Source organism: Mesorhizobium sp. SEMIA396 (assembly GCF_024518615.1).
Lineage (GTDB): Bacteria > Pseudomonadota > Alphaproteobacteria > Rhizobiales > Rhizobiaceae > Mesorhizobium.
Genome location: NZ_JANIFC010000007.1, coordinates 99,674 through 120,505, shown reverse-complemented (window position 1 = coordinate 120,505; position 20,832 = coordinate 99,674). Strand labels below are relative to the sequence as shown.

Annotated in this window: 18 protein-coding genes and 1 tRNA gene; 11 read left to right on the top strand and 8 right to left on the bottom strand. The window is 62.4% G+C overall.

Features of this window, described 5'->3' with window-relative positions; translation table 11 throughout:
- The first annotated feature begins 78 nt into the window (after nt 1-78).
- Complete coding sequence (locus tag NP503_RS18045; protein ID WP_127268643.1) at nt 79-1,755, top strand: NAD+ synthase; 1,677 nt, start codon at nt 79-81, stop codon at nt 1,753-1,755.
- A gap of 62 nt (nt 1,756-1,817) precedes the next feature.
- Here NP503_RS18045 and NP503_RS18040 read toward each other — a convergent pair whose 3' ends face one another.
- The 4 genes from NP503_RS18040 to NP503_RS18025 all read right to left on the bottom strand — a co-directional run bounded on the left by NP503_RS18040 (nt 1,818) and on the right by NP503_RS18025 (nt 2,969).
- Nucleotides 1,818-2,099, bottom strand: a complete 282-nt coding sequence (locus NP503_RS18040; RefSeq protein ID WP_164748895.1) for a DUF2283 domain-containing protein — start codon at nt 2,097-2,099, stop codon at nt 1,818-1,820.
- Nucleotides 2,086-2,439: a hypothetical protein gene (locus tag NP503_RS18035; protein ID WP_127268641.1), complete on the bottom strand. Its 354-nt coding sequence runs from the start codon at nt 2,437-2,439 to the stop codon at nt 2,086-2,088. The genes NP503_RS18040 and NP503_RS18035 overlap by 14 nt, the downstream gene beginning before the upstream one ends.
- The gene (locus tag NP503_RS18030; protein ID WP_127268640.1) at nt 2,436-2,831 is read right to left on the bottom strand and encodes a hypothetical protein; all 396 of its coding nucleotides are present in this window, start codon (nt 2,829-2,831) and stop codon (nt 2,436-2,438) included. The genes NP503_RS18035 and NP503_RS18030 overlap by 4 nt, the downstream gene beginning before the upstream one ends.
- A 67-nt stretch (nt 2,832-2,898) precedes the next feature.
- Nucleotides 2,899-2,969, bottom strand: a tRNA-Leu gene (locus tag NP503_RS18025).
- Between the two features lie 110 nt (nt 2,970-3,079).
- Between NP503_RS18025 and NP503_RS18020 the strand changes: the two genes are divergently transcribed.
- The 4 genes from NP503_RS18020 to gltX all read left to right on the top strand — a co-directional run bounded on the left by NP503_RS18020 (nt 3,080) and on the right by gltX (nt 8,818).
- A complete protein-coding gene (locus NP503_RS18020) occupies nt 3,080-3,490 on the top strand; it encodes a GNAT family N-acetyltransferase (protein WP_127268639.1) in 411 nt (136 codons plus the stop codon).
- A 377-nt stretch (nt 3,491-3,867) separates the two neighbouring features.
- Nucleotides 3,868-5,673, top strand: a complete 1,806-nt coding sequence (locus NP503_RS18015; RefSeq protein ID WP_127272158.1) for an ABC transporter ATP-binding protein — start codon at nt 3,868-3,870, stop codon at nt 5,671-5,673.
- A gap of 249 nt (nt 5,674-5,922) precedes the next feature.
- Nucleotides 5,923-7,110: a hypothetical protein gene (locus NP503_RS18010; RefSeq protein ID WP_236382810.1), complete on the top strand. Its 1,188-nt coding sequence runs from the start codon at nt 5,923-5,925 to the stop codon at nt 7,108-7,110.
- A gap of 334 nt (nt 7,111-7,444) precedes the next feature.
- Nucleotides 7,445-8,818, top strand: a complete 1,374-nt coding sequence (gene gltX / locus NP503_RS18005; RefSeq protein ID WP_127272346.1) for a glutamate--tRNA ligase — start codon at nt 7,445-7,447, stop codon at nt 8,816-8,818.
- Here the strand turns inward: gltX and NP503_RS18000 are convergent.
- The 3 genes from NP503_RS18000 to NP503_RS17990 all read right to left on the bottom strand — a co-directional run bounded on the left by NP503_RS18000 (nt 8,736) and on the right by NP503_RS17990 (nt 13,320).
- The gene (locus NP503_RS18000; protein ID WP_127272347.1) at nt 8,736-9,950 is read right to left on the bottom strand and encodes a DUF2865 domain-containing protein; all 1,215 of its coding nucleotides are present in this window, start codon (nt 9,948-9,950) and stop codon (nt 8,736-8,738) included. The genes gltX and NP503_RS18000 overlap by 83 nt on opposite strands.
- 88 nt (nt 9,951-10,038) lie before the next feature.
- Nucleotides 10,039-12,363: an NADP-dependent malic enzyme gene (locus NP503_RS17995; RefSeq protein WP_127272348.1), complete on the bottom strand. Its 2,325-nt coding sequence runs from the start codon at nt 12,361-12,363 to the stop codon at nt 10,039-10,041.
- A 177-nt stretch (nt 12,364-12,540) separates the two neighbouring features.
- Nucleotides 12,541-13,320, bottom strand: a complete 780-nt coding sequence (locus NP503_RS17990) for an SDR family oxidoreductase (RefSeq protein ID WP_127271508.1) — start codon at nt 13,318-13,320, stop codon at nt 12,541-12,543.
- 151 nt (nt 13,321-13,471) lie between these two features.
- On the opposite strand from NP503_RS17990, the gene NP503_RS17985 reads away from it, so the two are divergent.
- On the top strand, nt 13,472-14,254 hold the full coding sequence (locus tag NP503_RS17985; RefSeq protein ID WP_164748893.1) for a UDP-2,3-diacylglucosamine diphosphatase: 783 nt from the start codon (nt 13,472-13,474) through the stop codon (nt 14,252-14,254).
- A gap of 125 nt (nt 14,255-14,379) precedes the next feature.
- Nucleotides 14,380-15,594, top strand: a complete 1,215-nt coding sequence (locus NP503_RS17980; protein ID WP_127272350.1) for an MFS transporter — start codon at nt 14,380-14,382, stop codon at nt 15,592-15,594.
- Here NP503_RS17980 and dgcA read toward each other — a convergent pair.
- Entirely contained in the window at nt 15,565-16,548 is a 984-nt protein-coding gene (dgcA, locus tag NP503_RS17975; protein WP_127272351.1) for an N-acetyl-D-Glu racemase DgcA, read from the bottom strand. The two genes, NP503_RS17980 and dgcA, sit on opposite strands and share 30 nt — an antisense overlap.
- Before the next feature lie 76 nt (nt 16,549-16,624).
- Here dgcA and NP503_RS17970 point away from each other — a divergent pair, with 76 nt between their 5' ends.
- The 4 genes from NP503_RS17970 to NP503_RS17955 are packed head-to-tail and all read left to right on the top strand — an operon-like array spanning nt 16,625 to nt 20,711.
- Nucleotides 16,625-17,812: an ABC transporter permease gene (locus tag NP503_RS17970; RefSeq protein WP_023810578.1), complete on the top strand. Its 1,188-nt coding sequence runs from the start codon at nt 16,625-16,627 to the stop codon at nt 17,810-17,812.
- A gap of 1 nt (nt 17,813) precedes the next feature.
- Nucleotides 17,814-18,635, top strand: a complete 822-nt coding sequence (locus tag NP503_RS17965) for an ABC transporter ATP-binding protein (protein ID WP_127276369.1) — start codon at nt 17,814-17,816, stop codon at nt 18,633-18,635.
- Between the two features lie 14 nt (nt 18,636-18,649).
- Nucleotides 18,650-20,023 carry an MlaD family protein gene (locus NP503_RS17960; RefSeq protein ID WP_127272353.1) on the top strand — a complete coding sequence of 458 codons (1,374 nt, stop codon included), beginning with the start codon at nt 18,650-18,652 and terminating at the stop codon, nt 20,021-20,023.
- Nucleotides 20,004-20,711 carry an ABC-type transport auxiliary lipoprotein family protein gene (locus NP503_RS17955; protein ID WP_127271479.1) on the top strand — a complete coding sequence of 236 codons (708 nt, stop codon included), beginning with the start codon at nt 20,004-20,006 and terminating at the stop codon, nt 20,709-20,711. Before NP503_RS17960 ends, NP503_RS17955 begins: the two co-directional genes overlap by 20 nt.
- The last annotated feature ends 121 nt before the right edge of the window (nt 20,712-20,832 follow it).

The window sequence follows — 20,832 nt, the reverse complement described above, 5'->3', positions numbered from 1 at the left end:
TGACGTATGTCAATCGGTCCGAATTGGTCCAAACGAACGCCATTGCCCGGGCAATTTTGCCGCGCTAAGTCAGCAGGCATGACCAAGAAGCTCGACATCCTGCGCATCGCCGTCGCCCAGCTCAATCCGACTGTCGGCGACATATCAGGCAATCTCGCCAAGGCCCGCGAGGCGAGGGCGGATGCCGCACGCCAAGGCGCCGATCTCGTGCTCTATACCGAGCTTTTCCTCGCCGGCTACCCGCCGGAGGATCTGGTGCTGAAGCCGGCCTTTTTGAAAGCCTGCGAAAAGACGGCACAGGACTTTGCCGCCGACACCGCGGATGGCGGTCCCGGCGTCATCATCGGCACGCCGTTGAAGCGCAAGAGCGGCACGCACAATTCGATCGTCTTCGCCGATGGCGGCAAGATCATCGCCGAACGCTACAAGCTCGATCTGCCGAACTACGGCGAGTTCGACGAGAAGCGCGTCTTCCAGGCCGGACCCGAGATCCAGGGGCCGGTCAATTTCCGCGGCGTGCGCATCGGAGTTCCGATCTGCGAGGACATCTGGGGCGACGTCGATATCTGCGAGTCGCTGGCCGAAAGCGGGGCGGAAATCCTGCTGGTGCCGAACGGCTCGCCCTATTATCGCGCCAAGATCGATGTCCGCCACCAGGTCGTCATCCGCCAGGTCATCGAATGCGGGCTGCCGATGATCTATGCCAACCAGCTTGGCGGGCAGGACGAGTTGATCTTCGACGGCGCGTCGTTTGCCATTGGCGCCGACAAGACGCTTGCCTTCCAGATGAGCCAGTTCGAGGAAGCGGTCGACATCACCACCTGGAAAAGACAAGGGGATCACTGGGTCTGCTCGGAAGGGCCGATGTCGAAAATCCCGGACCGGGAGGAGGCCGACTATCGCGCCTGCATGTTGGGCCTGCGCGACTACGTCAACAAGAACGGCTTCAAGAATGTGGTGCTTGGTCTGTCCGGCGGCATCGATTCGGCGATCTGCGCGGCGCTTGCCGTCGATGCGCTCGGCGAGGAACGCCTGCGCGCCGTCATGATGCCCTATCGCTACACCTCGAAGGACTCGCTGAAGGATGCCGAGGATTGCGCCCGGGCGCTCGGCTGCCGCTATGACATCGTGCCGATCTTCGAGCCGGTCGAAGGGTTTCTGCACGCGCTGACGCAGATATTCGAAGGCACCAAGGAAGGCATCACCGAGGAGAATTTGCAGAGCCGCGCGCGCGGCACCATCCTGATGGCGATCTCCAACAAGTTCGGCTCGATGGTTGTCACCACGGGCAACAAGAGCGAGATGTCGGTTGGCTACGCCACGCTCTATGGCGACATGAATGGCGGCTTCAATCCGATCAAGGACCTTTACAAGATGCAGGTCTACGCGCTGTCGCGCTGGCGCAACAGCCACGTGCCGCCGGGCGCGCTCGGGCCCTCGGGCGAGGTGATCCCGAAAAACATCATCGACAAGGCGCCATCGGCGGAATTGCGCGAGAACCAGACCGACCAGGATTCGCTGCCGCCCTATCCGGTGCTGGACGACATCCTCGAATGCCTGGTGGAAAATGAGATGGGTGTCGACGACATCGTCGCGCGCGGCCATGACCGGGCGACGGTGACGCGCATCGAGCATCTGCTCTACATCGCAGAATACAAGCGAAGGCAGGCCGCGCCGGGCGTGAAGATCACCAAAAAGAATTTTGGTCGCGACCGCCGCTATCCCATCACCAACCGGTTCAGGGATCGCGGCTGATAGTCTGATTTCATTGACTCCAGCTTCCCTCTTTCTCGGCTTTCGCGAGTGATAACATGGGATCAGTCCCGTTGTTCGAGGGCAAAGTTCACCACAACCTGAGCCTGCGGCGTAGGGACATGGAATTTTTCCGAAAGCTCCGATGCAAGTTCGTCGCCACGCGACGCCCACAGATCATGGAAGTCTACGACAGTAGCGCCGATTAACTCACCACTGCGGTCGTAGCGCCAAACGATACCTGACTTGTCCTCGATGCCGCGAGCGGCAACGTCCCTCCGACGGCTTATGTAGAGCACGTCGGAATCGGCATCATAAACGACCTCGAAAGCGCTAATCCTGCTCATCTGGCCTCCGATACACCAACTCTCGGTCGCCGGTCGTCTCTGCGAAGTAGAATGTTTTAACACGACCTGATGTTCCATCACCTACCAATTTCACAGGCAACCTAAGAGGGTCGCCTGTGGCATTGGTGCTCTCTGTATCAACGAAAACCACTGAATTTCCGTAACTTTTTTCGACATGGGTTGGATTGCTGATCGCTGAACCCACTGCGATCTCGATAGAAGGCAGTTCGACCGGCACTTCAGGGTGCTCGGTCTTAACATGTTCGATGGTGCTTTCGTAAAGTCTGACTTCCTTCAGTCCCGGCACTGCATCGGTCGAGATGACCTTGTAGCCGGTCACTTCTTTTTTCTCGCACCCTCGGCGGCGATCCGCCGTGTATAGGCGGTCTGAATCTCGCCCCATTCCGCTTCGTATTCGGCAAGTTGCCGAGCAAGGATTGTCTGCAGGTCTTTCGCCGTTCCGGGGCTTAGATGAACGACGGCCGCTGGCAGCATCATCCCTGCATGTGTATTTTTTGCGATGACGGGCACCTGCCTAGCAAAGATAACGCTGATGTCGGTGCTACTGACAAAAAGCTGGACGCTGGCGCCGTAGAACTCCGGTGTATTGAGGTGCGTAACGTCTGCTGCCGCAACTTCAACGGCCCCCTCTATCTCATCCGATAGTCTGGTCGCCTTTGCCGGCCTTGTCGGCGGCTTTGCCGGCCTTGTCGCACTTGCTGCTTTTGCCATTTTACTTTGCCCCGCCCCTTTGTTCTTAGGCAGTCACCTTATCTTATTGGAATTGCCAAGCAAGAGGCGGGGATGGTCGGGCTCGAACCGACGACCCCTCGCTTCTTAGACGAGTGCGCTACCAACTGCGCTACACCCTGATAGACGGTTTCCCGTCCAGCGCGGAAATGGGGATCGACTCGACCACTTTCAAGTCACATGTTCGAAGGGGATAGTCGCGAAACAAATGTCATTTGGACGGTAAAGCCATGCCCGACTGTGAAATCAGCTTCGACATGTCACGGATCGATTTCCGCGCGACATCGGACCTGTTGATGGCAAGCTATTGGGGCGCCGGACGCACTGATGAAGTCCATCGCCGCGCCTTTGCCAATTCGCTTTGCGTCGGCGCCTATGTCGACGGCAGGCAAGTCGGCTTCGGCCGCGCGATCACCGACCGCACGGTGTTCGCCTATCTCGCCGACATCATCATCTGGCCCGGGCATCGCGGGCAAGGCATCGGTAGCCGGCTCGTCCAGGCCCTTATCGATCATCCTGAAGTCAGGACTGTTTTCCACTGGAGCCTGTCGACCAGCGACGCACACGGCGTCTATGAGAAGCTTGGGTTCAAGCCATCGACCGATGGCCGCTACATGCGCTTGGATCGCATTCCTGAATGAGGCGCGCGGCTTGCTCCGTTGTTGCAAAATAATCGCAGTGGTTGGACCAGATACACTTTTGGCGTGAACTCGTCTTGGCGATGCATCGGAGCGTCTCTATAAGGACACCTCCGCAATTGTCTTGCGGGAGGTCCGAATGGCAGTATTTCACATGGTAATGCGAGGCCGCGAAGCCTAGGTCTCATCCGGCGCTCCGCGAAGGTTCCCCTTCGTGCCGATGCCGGACCGAGCACAGGCTTATGCCGATGCCGATCGCCGCCCGATTTGGGCGATACGCCAAATATGCCACTCCGCTTCCGGGCACTCATTGGCTCCTTGCGCGGCTTCTTCAATTTTCGACTTACTGGGATCGGGCTCGTTTGTGCCCGAATGACATCATGGCTCGTTTTAAGATCGATTTGCGCGCGAGCGCCTTTCGCAGCGTTCTTGGCTTCACGCTTACCCATTGGCGGCGCCAGCCTTGGCGGCTCTCGCTCATCATGGGCAGCTTCCTGCTGTCGACGCTGGCCGATGTGCTGACGCCGCTCTATTCCGGCCGGCTGGTCGACGCCGTCGCCAGCAGCGCCGGCGCCGACGCGATTGCCTGGAATGCCGCGATGACGGCGTTCTCGATGTTGATGGCGCTCGCGCTGGCCGGCGCCGTGTTGCGCAACCTGGCGTTCATGGGGATCGTCGAGCTGACTTTGAAGATGATGGCCGACATCGCCGCCGATGCTTTCCATCGCGTCCAGCGCTTTTCCACCGACTGGCATGCCAACAGCTTTGCCGGCTCGACCGTGCGCAAGGTGACGCGCGGCATGTGGGCGCTCGACCTGCTCAACGACACCATCCTCATCGCGCTGCTGCCGTCAATCGTCATGCTGGTCGGCTCGACATTGCTGCTTGGCTGGTTCTGGCCGTTGATGGGGGCGGTCGTTGCTGCCGGTTCGGTGCTGTTCATCACGGTGACGGCGCTGCTGTCGCTTGGCTATGTCGCGCCGGCGGCAAGGCTCGCCAACACGTGGGATACCCGCCTCGGCGGCTCGCTGGCCGACGCGGTCAGCTGCAACGCCGTGGTCAAGGGCTTTGGCGCCGAGGAGCGCGAAGAACGCCGACTGGCCAAGGTCGTCGCCAAATGGCGTGCGCGCACACGGCGCACCTGGGTGCGCGGCACCATCAACGGCACCACGCAAGGGGTGCTGCTGCTGGTCATGCGCGCCGCGGTGATCGGCCTGGCGCTGATGCTGTGGTCGTGGGGGCAGGCGAGCGCCGGCGACGTTGCCTTCGTGCTGACCTCGCTCTTCGTGCTGCAGGGCTATCTCAGGGATATCGGCACGCATATCCGCAATCTGCAGCGCTCCATCAACGATATGGAAGAGCTGGTCGATTTCCAGTCCGAACCGCTCGGCATCGAGGACCGGCCCGGCGCCAAGCCGATCCGGATCACCGAAGGACGGATCAGCTTTGACAACGTGACCTTTCACTATGGCCATCACCGATCGGCGCTTTACCGCGACTTTTCGGTCGATATCGCGCCGGGTGAGCGCGTCGGGCTGGTCGGCCATTCGGGATCGGGCAAGACGACCTTCGTCAAGCTTATCCAGCGGCTCTATGATGTGAATGCGGGGAAAATCCTGGTCGACGGCCAGGACATCTCGCAGGTGGCGCAAGCCTCGCTGCGCGGGCAGATCGCCATCGTTCAGCAGGAGCCGATCCTGTTCCACCGGTCGCTGGCCGAAAACATCGCCTATGCCAGGCCGAGTGCGACGCAGGAGGAGATCGAGCATGCCGCGAAGTTGGCGAGTGCGCATGACTTCATCACCAGCCTGCCGAAGGGCTATGGCACGCTGGTCGGGGAACGCGGCGTGAAGCTGTCGGGCGGCGAACGTCAGCGCGTGGCGATCGCGCGCGCCTTCCTTGCCGATGCGCGCATCCTGATCCTCGACGAGGCGACATCGAGCCTCGATTCGGAGTCGGAGGTGCTGATCCAGCAGGCGATGGAGCGGCTGATGGTCGGCCGCACGACGCTGGTCATCGCGCACCGGCTTTCGACGGTGAGGGCGCTGGACCGGCTGCTGGTCTTCGATCGCGGCAACATCGTCGAGGAAGGCTCGCATAATGAACTGATCCGGCTGAAAGGCGGCATCTACCGCCGCCTGTTCGAGCGCCAGGCATTGGAACTGACCAAGGGACTTGTGAGCTGAGTTGAGGCGGCCTTCAGCTTCGGCCGGAGGCCGCCTCTGTCCGGCACGGTCAGCCCAGCGGGCTGGAGCAGGGCATGCGATCGCAAGGCCGCGGCCAACCCGCCGATCAGCGCAGCGATGCTGGCCGACTTGATTTGCCTGTGAAGCCCTGTCCGGATAGTAAGTCTTGAGACCTCTGTTCATCATACTGACCGAGATACGTTGTTTCTACCATTGGTTGATATATATCCGATGGAGGGCAACCCACGGATGTTCTTCACGATGCATCTTTCTGCAAATGCCGAGGAGAAGTTGGCTGCGCCGTCAGTGCTGGAATCTCAGCATGGCTCGGTTCGGCCGCTGGCTGCCGAAGATCTTGAGCGCGTCGCCGCACTCTTCCTGACGAAGTTTCGCCGGCGCCGGCGTCACCTCCTCGATCGCGCGATCGCGGAAACGGCCGCGTATATGAGAGAGATTTACCTCGACCCTGCCGGCCAGTCCGGGGAAAGCAACGCTCTTGTCCAGATCAACCGGCACGGTCGTCTGGGTGGATTCCTCGGCGTTCTGAAAGCCCGCTACGAGCTCAATGGAGCGCCATTGAATGCGGCGATCATCGGGCCGCTCATGGCCGACCCCGGCACCGATGACGGCTCGGCCGGACCCCAATTGCTGCGTGCCTTGCATCAAGGCGAATTCGATCTGCAGCTGACCGATTCGGCCAACCGGACATCCTTGGCCTTCGCGCGCCCGATGAAGTACCAACTCCTCCCGGTGCATTGTCTGGGATGGACATATGTTTTCCGGCCGGCGGCGATGGCCGCCGCCGCACTGCACCGTAAATGGCCTGGCCTGCCTCGCCTTGTACTCGATCCATGCGCAAGAGCATTCGATGCTCTCGCCAAGAAAAGGTTCGAGCCACCGGTCCTCCATTCATCGTCGCATCGCACCCATCGTGAGCCGATCGATGCCGTTCAATTTGCCGAGAAGCTGCCGACCCTCCTGTCTGGTTACGCTCTTCGGCCGAGTTGGAAGGATGGGGAACTTGCACGGCTGCTTGCGCTGGCGGCCGAGAAGCGGGCCGACGGCCCCCTTCATTTCGGTGGGACCTACGACGAAACGGGCAAAATGCTCGGTTGTTATGCCTTCTATGGTCAAGCCGGCGGCGTGGCGAACCTGTTGCAGATCCAGGCATCCGGATTGCACTGGGGCGCGACGCTGGATGCGCTTGTCGCCGCCGCATGGGAGATGGGCTGTGTGGGCATCACCGGACAGACGCAGACCAAATTCATACCTCAACTCTTTGGCTACAAGAATGTCTTCTTCCGCTATGCCGGGGGAACAATGGTCCGCTCGCGGATCGCCGAGGTCACGGAAGCGGTCCGCTCCGGCGACATCTTTATCGGTGGATTGGTGGGCGACCGCTGGACCCGCCTCAGTTCCGATGATTTCGGCCGCTGATCGCCTTCAAGCGCTACAAACTTGGGTTAATGGGTTCCTTCGGAGCCTTCGCCGACGCGTTGGCTGACGGAGCATCAAACGAAAAACCCGCCTGTGCGGCGGGTCGCTGGCGCAAATCAGCACCATAGCCAAATATGTACCATAGCTGAGGGCACCGAGTCAAGAAAAAATTCCTATCGTGAAAAGCTGCCGGCACAAATGGGCACCGCCGGCCTGGGCGCAGTCGGAGGCGTCCACCGTCCGGTCTTTTCATTCCAGCCGCCATGTTCTATGTCTGCCGGCCAGCGCGGGGGCGCGTCTTGTCAACCACAAAAGCATCCGGTACGCCCCGTTCATGACAGTTACCGTTCGTTTCGCCCCGTCGCCGACCGGCCGCATTCATATCGGCAATGCGCGCACGGCTCTGTTCAACTGGCTGTTTGCCATGAACAACAAGGGCCGATTCATCCAGCGCTTCGACGACACCGACATTGCGCGCTCGAAGCAGGAGTTTTCCGACGCCATCCTCTACGACCTGCATTGGTTGGGCATTTTTCCCGACGCCACCGAGTACCAGTCGCGGCGCTTCGATATCTATGACGCGGCGGTCGAGAGGTTGAAGGCGGCAGGCGTTCTCTATGCCTGCTATGAAACGCCGGAGGAACTCGATCTCAGGCGCAAGGTGCGCCGCACGCGCGGCCTGCCGCCGGTCTATGGCCGGGAGGCGCTGACGCTGACGCACGAGCAGATCGCCGAGTACCAGGCCGATGGCCGCCAGCCGCACTGGCGTTTTCTCCTCCCCAATTTCTCAGGCGATCCACAACAGCCGGAACGCACCGAAATCCACTGGAACGACCTGGTGCGCGGCGAGGAAACCGTCGATCTGGCTTCGCTTTCCGATCCGGTCCTGGTGCGCGAGGACGGCACCTATCTCTACACGCTGCCTTCCGTCGTCGACGACATCGAGATGGGCGTCAGCCATGTCATCCGCGGCGACGACCACGTCACCAACACCGGCGTGCAGATCGCCCTGTTCCAGGCGCTGGCTGCCGAGCCGCCAGTGTTCGGCCACCATAATCTCCTGACCACCGCATCGGGCGAGGGCTTGTCGAAGCGCACCGGCGCGCTCTCGATTGAAAGCCTGCGCGAGGACGGCATCGAGCCGATGGCCGTCGCATCATTGGCCGTCCTGGTAGGCACTTCGGAGAATGTCGCGGCGGTGCCGACGATGGGCGAACTCGCCGAACGCTTCGATCCGGCGGCGACATCGAAATCCGCCGCCAAGTTCGATCCGGACGAGCTGTTCGTGCTCAACCGGTCGCTGCTGCACCACATGCCGTTCGCCGAGGCACAAGACCGTCTGATCGTGCTCGGCGTCTCCGGCGAGCAGGCCGAACCGTTCTGGCTGGCGGTGCGCGGCAATCTCGACAGGCTGGCCGATGCGGTCAACTGGTGGCGTATCCTGCGCGACGGACCGCAGGAGAAGCCGGAATTTTCCGGTGACGACCGCGATTTCCTTCGACAGGCCTTCGATCTGCTGCCGGAGGAACCCTGGAGCGCGACGATCTGGAAGGACTGGACGGGCAAGATCAGGGAAGCGACCGGCCGCAAGGGCAAGGCGTTGTTCATGCCGCTCAGAACAGCCCTTACCGGACTGCCTTCGGGGCCGGAGCTTGCAGATCTATTGCCGCTGATGGGTCGGGAAGGAACGTTGGCCCGACGACCCTGACCTTGCGCTGTTCCGGCGGCAAGGCTGATATCGGCGACGTCACCGGCTTGGCGGAAACCCGCTTGATCGTCTCGCGGTCGAGCCCGCCTTCCTGATTGGCCAGCGTTTCGGGATCGGCACCTGGATCCGGTTTGGAGATCGGCACCGGAATGAACGGTGCGGAGTCCGTCTCGGGTTGCAACTGTTCCGGATTCGGCGGGTTGCCGGCGATGATCTGAAAACCCTGCGCGGCGGCGTTGCAGCCGCAAGCCGGCAGCCGCGACATATCGGGCTGCTTGTAGAGATAGGCGGTCGGCAATTCGCTGTAGGGCCGGCCGGTGACGGATGACGTCATCGAGGCCGAATCGTCGTCCATGCCGCGCGAATAGAAAACCTGCATCTCGGTGCCGGGGCAGCTCGATTCGCAATTCTTCTGGTCACGTTCGAAATCGCCTGCCGAGGCTGAGTTCGACATCGGGAAGAAGTAGCCGTCGCAGGTGCGCACACAGGAAGTGTGGAACTCACCGCCGACGCTCGGAAAATCGGGTATGCCGGGCTGGTTGAGCACACGGCGGACATTGCGCTCCTCGCCGGGATCGTCGGGCTGGTTGGGCTCATCAAGCATATCGAGCTGCTGGCTGTTGCCGCCAAAAAGCTGATCGAACAGGTTTGCGCTGCCGCCCTCGCGGTTGGCTTCCTGCAAAGGCGCCCGCCGAGGCGCGACGGCGTCGTCGCGGCAGCCATTGGCGTCAAGCGCCGCCAGGATGCGTCCGCGGTCGCGGCGCGAGCCGCCGCCGGCCAGCCGCTCGCGCTTGTTCTGCAAGGCGTCGAGATTGGCATTCATGCGATCGATGGTGGCGTTTAGCCCGGCGCATTGATTGAGGTTGCGGCCAAACAGCGAAAAGCCGCATCCGGCCCGGCTCGCCTGGCCGCGGGCTTTCGAAATCTGCTCATGCTGCCTCGCAATTGCGGAATCGTATTTCCGGATCAGCGCCGGACCGCCACCGCCGCCGCGCGAGGACGCGGCAAGATCGGCTTCCAGCTGGCGGCAGACCCGCGAAGCAGCCTGTGGCTCGGCTACCCCCCAGGTTGCGGACAACAGGAGGCCAAGCAGCATGGCAGCATGCGCCTGCTTCCACCCTCCGCTTGCCATCCGCCCAAACTCCGCCTGCCAAATCCGACTGTTAGCCCGCAATGCTACCGTGTTCGCGGTTAACTGCAGTTTACCGCGAAATCCGTGTTCAGCCCAGATTGACGACCGCCTGTGCCTTGTGGGCGGCTTCCACGACGGCAAGCGCCGTCATGTTGACGACGCCGCGCGAGGTGACCGACGGCGTCAATATATGCGCCGGCATGTCCGTGCCGAGCAGGATCGGCCCGACGTGTAGCGCATCCATCATGGTCCTGAGCGCCGTCAGCGTGATGTTGGCCGAATCGAGATTGGGGAACACCAGCAAATTGGCTTCGCCCTTCAGCCGTGAATGCGGATATACGCGCTGGCGCAGATGCTCCGACAGAGCGGAATCGGCGTGCATCTCGCCATCGCATTCCAGCTCTGGGGCAATGCGCGCCAGGATCGCCGCCGCTTGCCGCATCTTCAGGGCACTGGGCGAATCGCGCGAGCCGAAATCCGAATGCGAGAGCAGCGCTGCCTTCGGCTCGATGCCGAAGCGCTGGATTTCTTCCGCCGCCAGCACCGTCATCTCAGCGATTTCTTCCGCCGTCGGGTCGACGGAGACATGCGTGTCGGTCAGGAAGATGATGCCGCGCTGCGAGATCAGCATCGAGAGCGTCGACAGGTCGCGATCCTTGACGCCGGTGCGCGGGCCGATGATCAAGGTGACGTTGCGCAGATGCCGCTCGAAGCGCCCTTCGAGGCCGCAAACCATTGCATCGGCATCGCCGCGTTTCAGCGCAAGTGCTGCGATCACCGTGTTGTCGGTGCGCACCATGGTGCGCGCGGCTTCCGTCGTGACGCCGCGCCGGCCGGCGAGTTCGATCAGAAGGTCGACATAATGGCGGTAGCGCGGATCGTCTTCCGGGTTGATCAGGCCGAAATCCACACCGGGCTTGATGCGCAAGCCGTAGCGCTTCAGGCGCACCTCGATGACGTGCGGCCGGCCGATCAGGATCGGCTCGGCGATGCCTTCCTCGAGCACCACCTGGGCGGCGCGCAGCACGCGCTCATCCTCGCCGTCTGCATAGATGACGCGCTTGGCGCTCGATGCCTTGGCGGACGAGAACACCGGCTTCATCACCAGGCCGGAGCGGAAGACGAAGCGGTTCAGCTTGTCGATATAGGCGGCGAAATCGGTGATCGGCCGCGTCGCGACACCGGTGTCGCAGGCCGCCTTGGCGACCGCGGGCGCTATGCGCAGGATCAGGCGTGGATCGAAGGGCGAAGGGATCAGGAATTCAGGGCCGAAGATCGGCGTCTCGCCGGAATAGGCGCGGGCAGCGACATCTGAAGGTTCCTCGCGGGCAAGGGCTGCGATGGCGCGGACCGCCGCCATCTTCATCTCCTCGTTGATAGCGCTGGCACCACAGTCGAGCGCGCCGCGGAAGATGTAAGGAAAACACAGTACGTTGTTGACCTGATTGGGAAAATCGGACCTGCCTGTGCAGATCATCGCATCGGGACGCGCCGCACGCGCCGTTTCCGGCATGATCTCCGGATTGGGGTTGGCCAGCGCCAGGATCAGCGGTTTTGGCGCCATGTGCTCAAGCAGTTCCGGCTTCAGCACGCCTGCCGCCGAGAGGCCGAGGAAGACATCTGCGCCCGATATGACGTCGGCCAGCGTGCGCGCCTCGGTGTCCTTCACATAAGGGTCTTTCCAGCGGTCCATCTCGTCGGTCCGCCCTTTGTAGGCAACGCCGAAACGGTCGGTGACCCAGATGTTTTCGACTTTGGCGCCGAGCGAGACCAGCAGGTTGAGGCAGGCAAGGGCGGCAGCCCCGGCGCCGGAGGTGACGATCTTGATGTCCGATATGGTTTTTCGGGCGAATTCCAGCCCGTTGAGCACGGCGGCAGCGACGATGATGGCGGTGCCATGCTGGTCGTCGTGGAACACCGGTATCTTCATGCGCGCCTTCAACTGTTCCTCGACCTCGAAGCATTCCGGTGCCTTGATGTCTTCGAGGTTGATGCCGCCGAAAGTCGGCTCCAGCGCCGAGATCGTCTCGACCATGCGCTCGATCCCCGGCGCGTCGATCTCGATGTCGAAGACATCGATACCGGCGAACTTCTTGAACAGGACGGCCTTGCCTTCCATCACCGGCTTGGAGGCCAGCGGGCCGATATTGCCGAGGCCGAGCACCGCCGATCCGTTGGTGACGACGCCGACCAGATTGGCGCGTGCGGTGTAGTCGGCGGCGGTCGCCGGATCGTCGCGGATTTCCAGGCAAGGGGCGGCGACACCAGGCGAATAGGCGAGCGCGAGGTCGCGCTGGTTGCCGAGCGGCTTGGTCGCCTGGATCTCGAGTTTTCCCGGCCTTGGGTGCTTGTGGAAGTAGAGGGCGGCTTCGTCGAGGTCCGAACGTGCCGTCTTTTTGCTCTCGCCTTCCATGCGGCCGCTCCCTCGAAATCTGGCTGGAGATTCCCTTTTAGCATGCAGCCGTGGTTTTTCGCGACGCTAATTGACGCGCCGGCAGCTTTACCCGGCGGCGCGTAGAAAGTCGCTAATGATCAAATGCTTATGCCGATTCTCTAACGGACGGCTCCTACAGTTTCACGGACAAGTTGATCAAAAGGCGCTGACGTAGAGACCACCATCGACCGGTATGTTCTGCCCGGTCAGATAGCCCGCATGGACCGAGCACAGGAAGGCGCAGATCTGGCCGAATTCTTCCGGCGTGCCGAGCCGCTTGGCCGGAACATCAGCGCTGATGCGGGTCTTGCGTGCAGCGGCTGCGGCAGGATCCTCGATGGTGCCGGCCTCGTGCGGGCCGCGCAGCCGGTCGGTGTCGAGTTTGCCCGGCAAAAGACTGTTGATGGTCACGTTGCGGTCGATCACCGTTCTGGCCACGCCGGCAAGGAACGAGGTCAGGCCGGCACGCGCGCCGGACGACAGGTCGAGGCCGGGAATGGGCACATAGACCGACAGCGATGTGATGTTGACGATGCGGCCGAAGCCGCGTGCCGCCATGCCGTCCAGCACGGCCTGCACGAGCTCGATCGGCGTCACCATATTCTGGGTGACGCCTTCGAGGATCTTTTCGCGATCGAGCGTGCGGAAATCGCGAAGCGGCGGGCCGCCATTGTTGTTGACCAGGATATCCGGCTCGGGACAGGCCGCGAGCAGCGCCTTCTGCACCTCCGGCTTCGAAACGTCGCCGACGACTTCCGTCACCGTGACGCCATATCGCTCGCGCAACTCCGCGGCGGTTTTCGCCACCAGTTCGGCGTTGCGCCCGTTGACCACGACATCGCAGCCGGCCTCGGCCAGCGCCATGGCGCAACCGCGCCCAAGTCCCTTGCTCGAAGCGCAGACGATGGCCTTCTTTCCGCGGATACCGAGATCCATGACGATTTCTCCTGTGATTTGGCCGGCAAGCTAGTCCTTCGGCTGGACCAATCGCAACCGTCATACGGTTGTTGCATGAATCGGGGCATAGGCTCGCGAAAGCAACGGTGAAATCGCGATGTCCGGCCAAGAGCCCCGCACTTTCCGCAGCATGTTCATATCCGACGTCCATCTGGGCTCGAAGGCGGCCAAGGCCGAGTTCCTGATCGATTTCCTTCGATATCACGATGCCGATATCATCTATCTGGTGGGCGACATCGTCGACGGCTGGCGGCTGCGGCGGAGCTGGCACTGGCCGCAAAGCCACAATGACGTCGTGCAGAAACTGCTGCGCAAGGCGCGCAAGGGCGCCAACATCACCTACATCGCCGGCAACCATGACGAGTTCGCCCGCCAGTTCCAGGGCGTGCATTTCGGCGGCATCGTCGTCGCCGACCGTGCCATCCACGAGACCGCCGACGGCAAGCGCCTGCTCGTCATCCATGGCGACCAGTTCGACACCGTGGTCCACAATGCGCGCTGGCTCGCCTATCTCGGTGATCACGCCTATGACGCGGCCATGCTGGTCAATCGCGTGGTGACGCGGCTGCGGCAACTGCTCGGCCTGCCGTATTGGTCGTTTTCGTCCTGGGCCAAGCACAACGTCAAGAAAGCGGTGAACTTCATCGGCTCGTTCCAGACCATGCTTGCGGATGAGGCGCGTCGTTCACACGTCGACGGCGTCATTTGCGGCCACATCCATCATGCCGTCATCGAGAATTTTGGCGATGTCCAGTACATCAACACCGGCGACTGGGTGGAAAGCTGCACGGCCGTGGTCGAGCATTTTGACGGCCGCATGGAAATCCTGACCTGGGCGCAGGTGCTGCCAGAAGCGCCGGACGAGCCCTTTGTCCCGTTGCTCATCGCGGACCGGGTAGGGCAGGCGGCATAGTCCGAAGTCTTTTTCGGGCTTCGGAATCGATCAATTAGTCCAACCGGTTTCGTCCGGTTTTCGTCCATGTTAAGGGATCGATACGCGTTGCCGTCCGGTCGAATACAGCGCGATTGGATCGATTCATGGCCCTGCCGCAGCTCTCGCCCGAACAACTCGTCAAGCCGCGCCATTTCGAACTGCGCATGAGCCTGATCTTCGCGACGCTGTACGTGCCGCTCGGAACGCATTTGCCTTATTTTCCACTGTGGCTGCAGGCCAAGGGTTTTCACGCCGAGCAGATCGCCGTCATTCTGGCGGCGCCGATGTTCCTGCGCGTGGTGACGACGCCGTTACTGACCGCGTTGGCCGACCGTGCCAGGGACCGCGCCGATGTCTATGTCGCGCTGATGGCTGCATCACTGCTCCTGTCGGCAGGCTATTTCCTGCCATCGACCTATGCGATGGTGCTGGCGGTCTCACTGGCGCTGACCATTGTCTGGACGCCGCATTCGCCGATCGCCGATTCGCTGGCGCTTTCGGGTGTCCGCCGCTTCGGTTCGAACTACACAAGCATGCGCAAATGGGGCTCGATCTCCTATCTCTGCGCCAATGTCGCCGGCGGCTTCATTCTGTCGGCAACCGGCTCGCAGGCCGTTCCGGTTATCATTCTGGCGGCGTTTGCCGCGGCCCTTGCCGCCGGCCTGCTGGCGCCGCGTCTAGGCCGTCCGCGGCGCGCCTCACCGCTGTCGGCCACTGATATCCAGCATTCGGCGCCGAAGCTTCTCAACCCGTATTTCCTGTATTTTTCCGTCGGTGTCGGCGTCATCACCGCCAGCCACGCATTCCTCTACGGTTTCGTCTCCATCTACTGGAAATCGATCGGCCTCAGCGATTCGGTTGTCGGTCTCTTATGGGCTTGGGGCGTGGTGTCGGAAGTCTGCATGTTCATGATGTTCACCCGCTTTTTTGACCGGTTCTCCGTCGTGTCGATCATGGTGATGGCGGGGATCGGCTCCATCGTGCGCTGGATCGCCTTTCCGCTGGTCTGGCCGCTCGGCCTCGGCATTCCCGGTTTCTTCGGTGTCCAGTCGCTGCACTCGGTCTCGGTGGCGCTTGGGCTGATCGGCCTGCAGAAGATGATCGGCGAAACCGTCTCCGAGGAGCGGACAGGTGCCGCGCAAGGCATTGCCTATTTCTCCAACGGCTTCTTCATGGCGGTGGTGACGCTGGCGTCCGGCCCGCTCTACGACCATCTCGGCGTGGACGGCTTCTTTGCCATGATCCCGATCGCCTTGATCGGCCTCGTGCTGATCGGCCTTGCAGCGCGCTCAGCCCCACAGCGCCACTTCGGGCGGTGACACCAGCGATCCCTGGTAGACAAGGCCCGGTACCCGGTCGCGGGCAAGCAGCAGCGGACCGTCGAGGTCGACGAAATCGGCATGCTGGGCAAGCAGCACCGCCGGCGCCATCGCCAATGACGTGCCGACCATGCAGCCGACCATCACGCCGAAACCGAGTTCGCGGGCGCGATCGCGCAGCACCAGTGCCGCAGTCAGGCCCCCCGACTTGTCGAGCTTGATGTTGACGGCATCGTAGAGACCGACAAGCGCTTCGAGATTCTCAGCCTCGTGCACGCTTTCATCGGCGCAGATCGGCACGGGATGGGCGATATGGCGCAGGATTTCGTCATGACCGGCCGGCAGCGGCTGCTCGATCAGCGCGATGCCTTGTTCGGCGGCAAAGGCGAGGTTCGCAACGATGTTGTCGTCGCTCCAGCCCTCATTGGCGTCGAGGATGATGCGGCTGTCTGGCGCTGCCTGCCTGACCGCGCGGATGCGGGCGATGTCGTTGTCGCCGCCGATCTTGACCTTGAGCAGCGGCCGCGCCGCATTGGCGCGAGCCTGCGCCGCCATCGCCTCCGGCTCGCCCAGCGACAGCGTGTAGGCGGTTTCGAGCGCCTGCAAGGGAAGAGCACCTATCGCGACTGCTACCGAGGTTCCGCTGAGCTTTGCCTCCAGGTCCCACAGGGCGCAGTCTATGGCGTTGCGGGCGGCTCCGGCCGGCATAGCATCGAGCAAGGCGGTCCGGCTGATGCCACCGGCGATCCGGCCGCGCATGGCCTCGATCGCGTCGCGCACGCCCTCCATGGTCTCGCCATAGCGCTTGTAGGGGACGCATTCGCCGCGGCCGAGGTGGCCGCCCTCGCCGATCGTGCAGGAGATCACCTCGGCTTCGGTCTTGGAACCTCGCGAAATGGTGAAGGTTCCGGCGATGGGAAAACGCTCGGCCTCGACCGAAATGACACGCGCCATATTTTTCTGCTCCTGCTGTGCGACAAGCGTTGTCGGCAAATCGACAGGTCAGACCCGTCAGGCTAAACAGGACGCCATGTTGACCATCGGCAAGCGCGACGCAAGCGGCACGACCGCAGGGGAGGCTGACCACGAACCGCGCGTGGCGATCGGCGAGGAGGATGGCGTTCTTGGCTGCGCTTTCTCCGGAATCTGGACCACAAGGACCGTCGCGCTCATCGACGCCGACATGCGCAAGATCGAAAAGCGAAGCGGCTTCAAAACCTTGGCGCTCGATGTTTCCAAGATCGAGAAGATGGACACCGCCGGCGCCTGGCTGATCGACCGGCTGGTCAGCGCCTTCGAGAAGAAGGGCGTCGAGATCCAGATGCAAGGCCAGAGCGAGATCGCTTCGATCCTGCTCGAAGCTGTCGGCGAGGCCGTGCGGCGCGAACCCGAATCCGGCCCGGCGCGGCCGCCCAACATCGTCATTCGCGCGCTTGAGGCGGTCGGCCGCCGCGTCTACGAGATGCGCGACGATTTTCTCGCTTCGATGAACATCCTCGGCGCCACCATCCGTGGCGCGCAGATGAAGCTCGGCCGTGGCCATGCCGTCAACCCGGCGGCGATTTTCAACCAGATCGACCGCATGGGCGTCGGCGCCATTCCGGTGGTGGTGCTGATGTCGGCGATCGTCGGCGCCATCGTTGCCCAGCAAGGCGCCTATCAGCTCAGCTATTTCGGCGCCGATATCTTCGTCGTCGACCTGGTCGGCGTGCTGATCCTGCGCGAACTCGGCGTGCTGATGACGGCGATCATGATCGCCGGCCGCTCCGGCAGCGCGATCACCGCCGAGATCGGCTCGATGAAGATGCGCGAGGAGGTCGACGCGCTGAAGGTCATCGGGCTCAACCCGATCGGCGTCCTGGTCTTTCCGCGGCTCGTGGCGCTGGTCATCGCCTTGCCATGCCTGACCATCATCGCCAATTTCGCCGCACTCGGCGGCGGCATACTGGCTGCCTGGCTCTATTCCGACATCCCGCCCGCCGCCTTCATCGACCGGTTGCGCGTCGCCATCGATCTCAGCACCATCTTTGCCGGCCTGATCAAGGCGCCGTTCATGGCCATGATCATCGGCACGATTGCCTCGGTCGAAGGCATGAAGGTCGGCGGCAGCGCCGAATCGCTCGGCCAGCATGTTACCGCTTCGGTTGTGAAGTCGATCTTCGTCGTCATCATCCTCGACGGACTTTTTGCCATGTTCTACGCAGCGATCGAGTTCTGAGATGAACCTGCGAAACAGGAAAAGGGCGGGCGCATTGGCGGATGAGGCGGGTGAGGGCGACATCGTGCTATCCGCGCACGACATCAGCGTGTCCTTCGCCGACAAGCTTATCCTCGACAGACTGTCGCTCGACATAAGGCGCGGCGAAATCCTTGGATTTGTCGGCGCCTCGGGTGCTGGTAAATCCGTTCTGCTGCGCACCATTCTCGGCCTGACGCGCAAGCAGTCGGGTACGATCAAGCTGTTCGGCGTCGATGTCGAGAAAGCTGATGATGCCGAGCGTCTGCGCATCGACATGCGACTTGGCGTGCTGTTCCAGCACGGCGCGTTGTTCTCGGCGCTGACAGTGCAGGAAAACGTCCAGGTGCCGATGCGCGAATATCTCGACCTGCCGCGAAAGCTGATGGACGAACTGGCGATGCTCAAGATCGAGCTGGTCGGGCTGCCGCCCGATGCAGCGCAGAAATTCCCGTCCGAACTGTCCGGCGGCATGATCAAGCGCGCCGCGCTGGCCCGGGCGCTGGCGCTCGATCCCGACATCGTCTTCCTCGACGAGCCGACATCGGGCCTCGATCCGATCAGCGCGGCGGAGTTCGACGAGCTGGTGGTCAAGCTGCGCGATACGATGGATTTGACTGTCTACATGGTCACGCACGATCTCGACACGCTGTTCACCGCTTGCGACCGGGTGGCCGTGCTCGGCAAGAAGAAAGTGCTGGTCGAAGGCACCATCGACGACATGCTGAAGAGCGAGGAACCGTGGGTAAAGTCCTATTTCCGCGGAAAACGCGCCCGGCAACTTGATCTTGCGGCGCGCGCATAGCCATAAGTGGGACAATGGAAACCAGAGCCAACTACGTCATTGTCGGCATCTTCACGCTGGCCGCGATCCTGGCGGCGTTTGCCTTCGTCTACTGGACGGCGGCCATCGGCGACAAGGGCGAGACGACGTTGCTGCGCGTGCGCATTCCGGGCTCTGCGTCCGGGCTTGGCCGCGGCAGTTTCGTGCTGTTCAACGGCGTCAAGGTCGGCGACGTCAAGCGCGTCTATATCGACGTCGACAATCCGACGGTTGCCATCGCCGATACCGAGATCGACCGCATGACGCCGATCACCAAATCGACGCAAGCCGATATCGGGCTTGCCGGCCTGACCGGGCAGGCCAACATCGAGCTCAAGGGCGCCGACCCCAAGGAAGTGAAACTCCTCGACCAGGCGGAAAAGGAAGGCAAGGTCGCCGAGATCGTCGCCAACCCGTCGGCGGTGACCAACCTCTTGCAGACGGCGCAGAATATCTTCACCCGCGCCGACAAGGTGCTGACCGAGCTCGAAGGCTTCACCAGGGACGTTCGCGGGCCGCTGACGCAGACCGTCCAGAATGTTCAGACCTTCTCCGATGCGCTGGCCAAGAATTCGGATGGCATCGACAAATTCCTGTCCGCCGCCAGCACGCTGGCGGATGAGCTTAAAGGCGTTTCCGGCAAACTCGACGGCACGCTGAAAGCAGCCGAAGGCCTTCTCAACGCCGTCGACAAGGACAAGATCAAGAGCATCGTCGCCAATGTCGACGCGGTAACCGGTAACCTCAAGGAGACGTCGAAGCAGCTCGACGGCGTGATCAAGAACGTCGATACAGCCGTGGGATCGGTCAACGACTTCGCCAAACGGACGCAAGGCACGCTGGCCAAGGTCGACAACGTGATCGACGGTATCGATCCCGCACAAGTGCGCTCGGCGCTCGCCAACATCCAAAAGGCCAGCGAGAGCGCCGACAAGGCCGCCGCCGATATCGCTGAGGTGACCCACAAGTTCGCCAACCGGGCCGACGACATCGACCAGACGATCAAGGACGCAAAGCAGCTCGCGCAACGGCTCAACGATGCCTCGGTGCGGGTCGATGGCATTCTTGCCAGGGTCGATACCTTGCTCGGGTCGGGGCAGGCCGATGGCGTGATGGCGGATGCCAGGGCGACGCTGAAGTCGTTCAAGCAGGTTGCCGACACGCTGAATGCCCGCCTTGGCGTCATCACCGACAATCTGGCGCGCTTCTCGGGACAGGGACTTTCGAATGTCGAGGCCTTGGTGCAGGACAGCCGCCGTTCGATCAGCCGCATCGAAGAGGCGGTGACCGATCTCAGCCGCAATCCGCAGCGCATCCTTTCGGGTGGCGACGGCGAGGTTCGGCAATTCGATGGCAGGGCGCGGCGTTGACTTCGGCGACGGCGCGCCCCAGAAACATGAGCCGCGAAAGCGGGTCGATCTTACGATCCGGGGACAACGGGGATCGCGCGTGAAGTCTGTGTGGGTGAAAACGGGCGGGTTGACATCGGCTGCGGCACTGCTTGCCCTGACGCTGGCCGGCTGCGCGGCGTTGGGCGGCAAGCCCGCGCCGCTCGATACGTTCGAGCTGTCGGCGCCGTCGATCGACGCGCATGGCCATAGCCGCCGCCAGATCCTGATCGCGCAGCCGTCGGCGCTCAAGGCGCTGGACAGCCAGAACATCGTCATCAAACCGTCGGATCGCTCGATCCAGTATCTTAAGGGCGCGCAATGGGCCGACCGGCTGCCGCTGATCGTGCAGGCGCGGCTGGCCGAGACCTTCCAGCGCTCGGGCAGCTTTGCCGGCGTCGGCAAGCCGGGCGAGGGCCTGGCGATCGACTATCAGGTGATCGTCGAAATCCGGTCCTTCGAGGTGCGTGTCGACGGCGGCGAACATGCCGAGGTCGATCTGTTCGTGCGGATCCTGAACGATCGCAACGGCGAGGTCCGTGCCTCCAAGAGCTTCACCGCAGCCGCACCCGTCTCGGGCAGCGGCAATCCTGCCTATGTCAGCGCGCTCGACAAGGCGTTCGGCGACGCCGCCGGGCAAATCGTGCGCTGGACGGATTCGGTGATCTGAGCCGGCCGAGCTTTCAAAGCGATCGTGCGTCGCGTTGAAACCACGTCGCACAGCGCATCGACTAAAGATCTTTGGTTTGCGCCGCCCCTCATTGCCCTGCCGGGCATTTCTCCCCGTATAG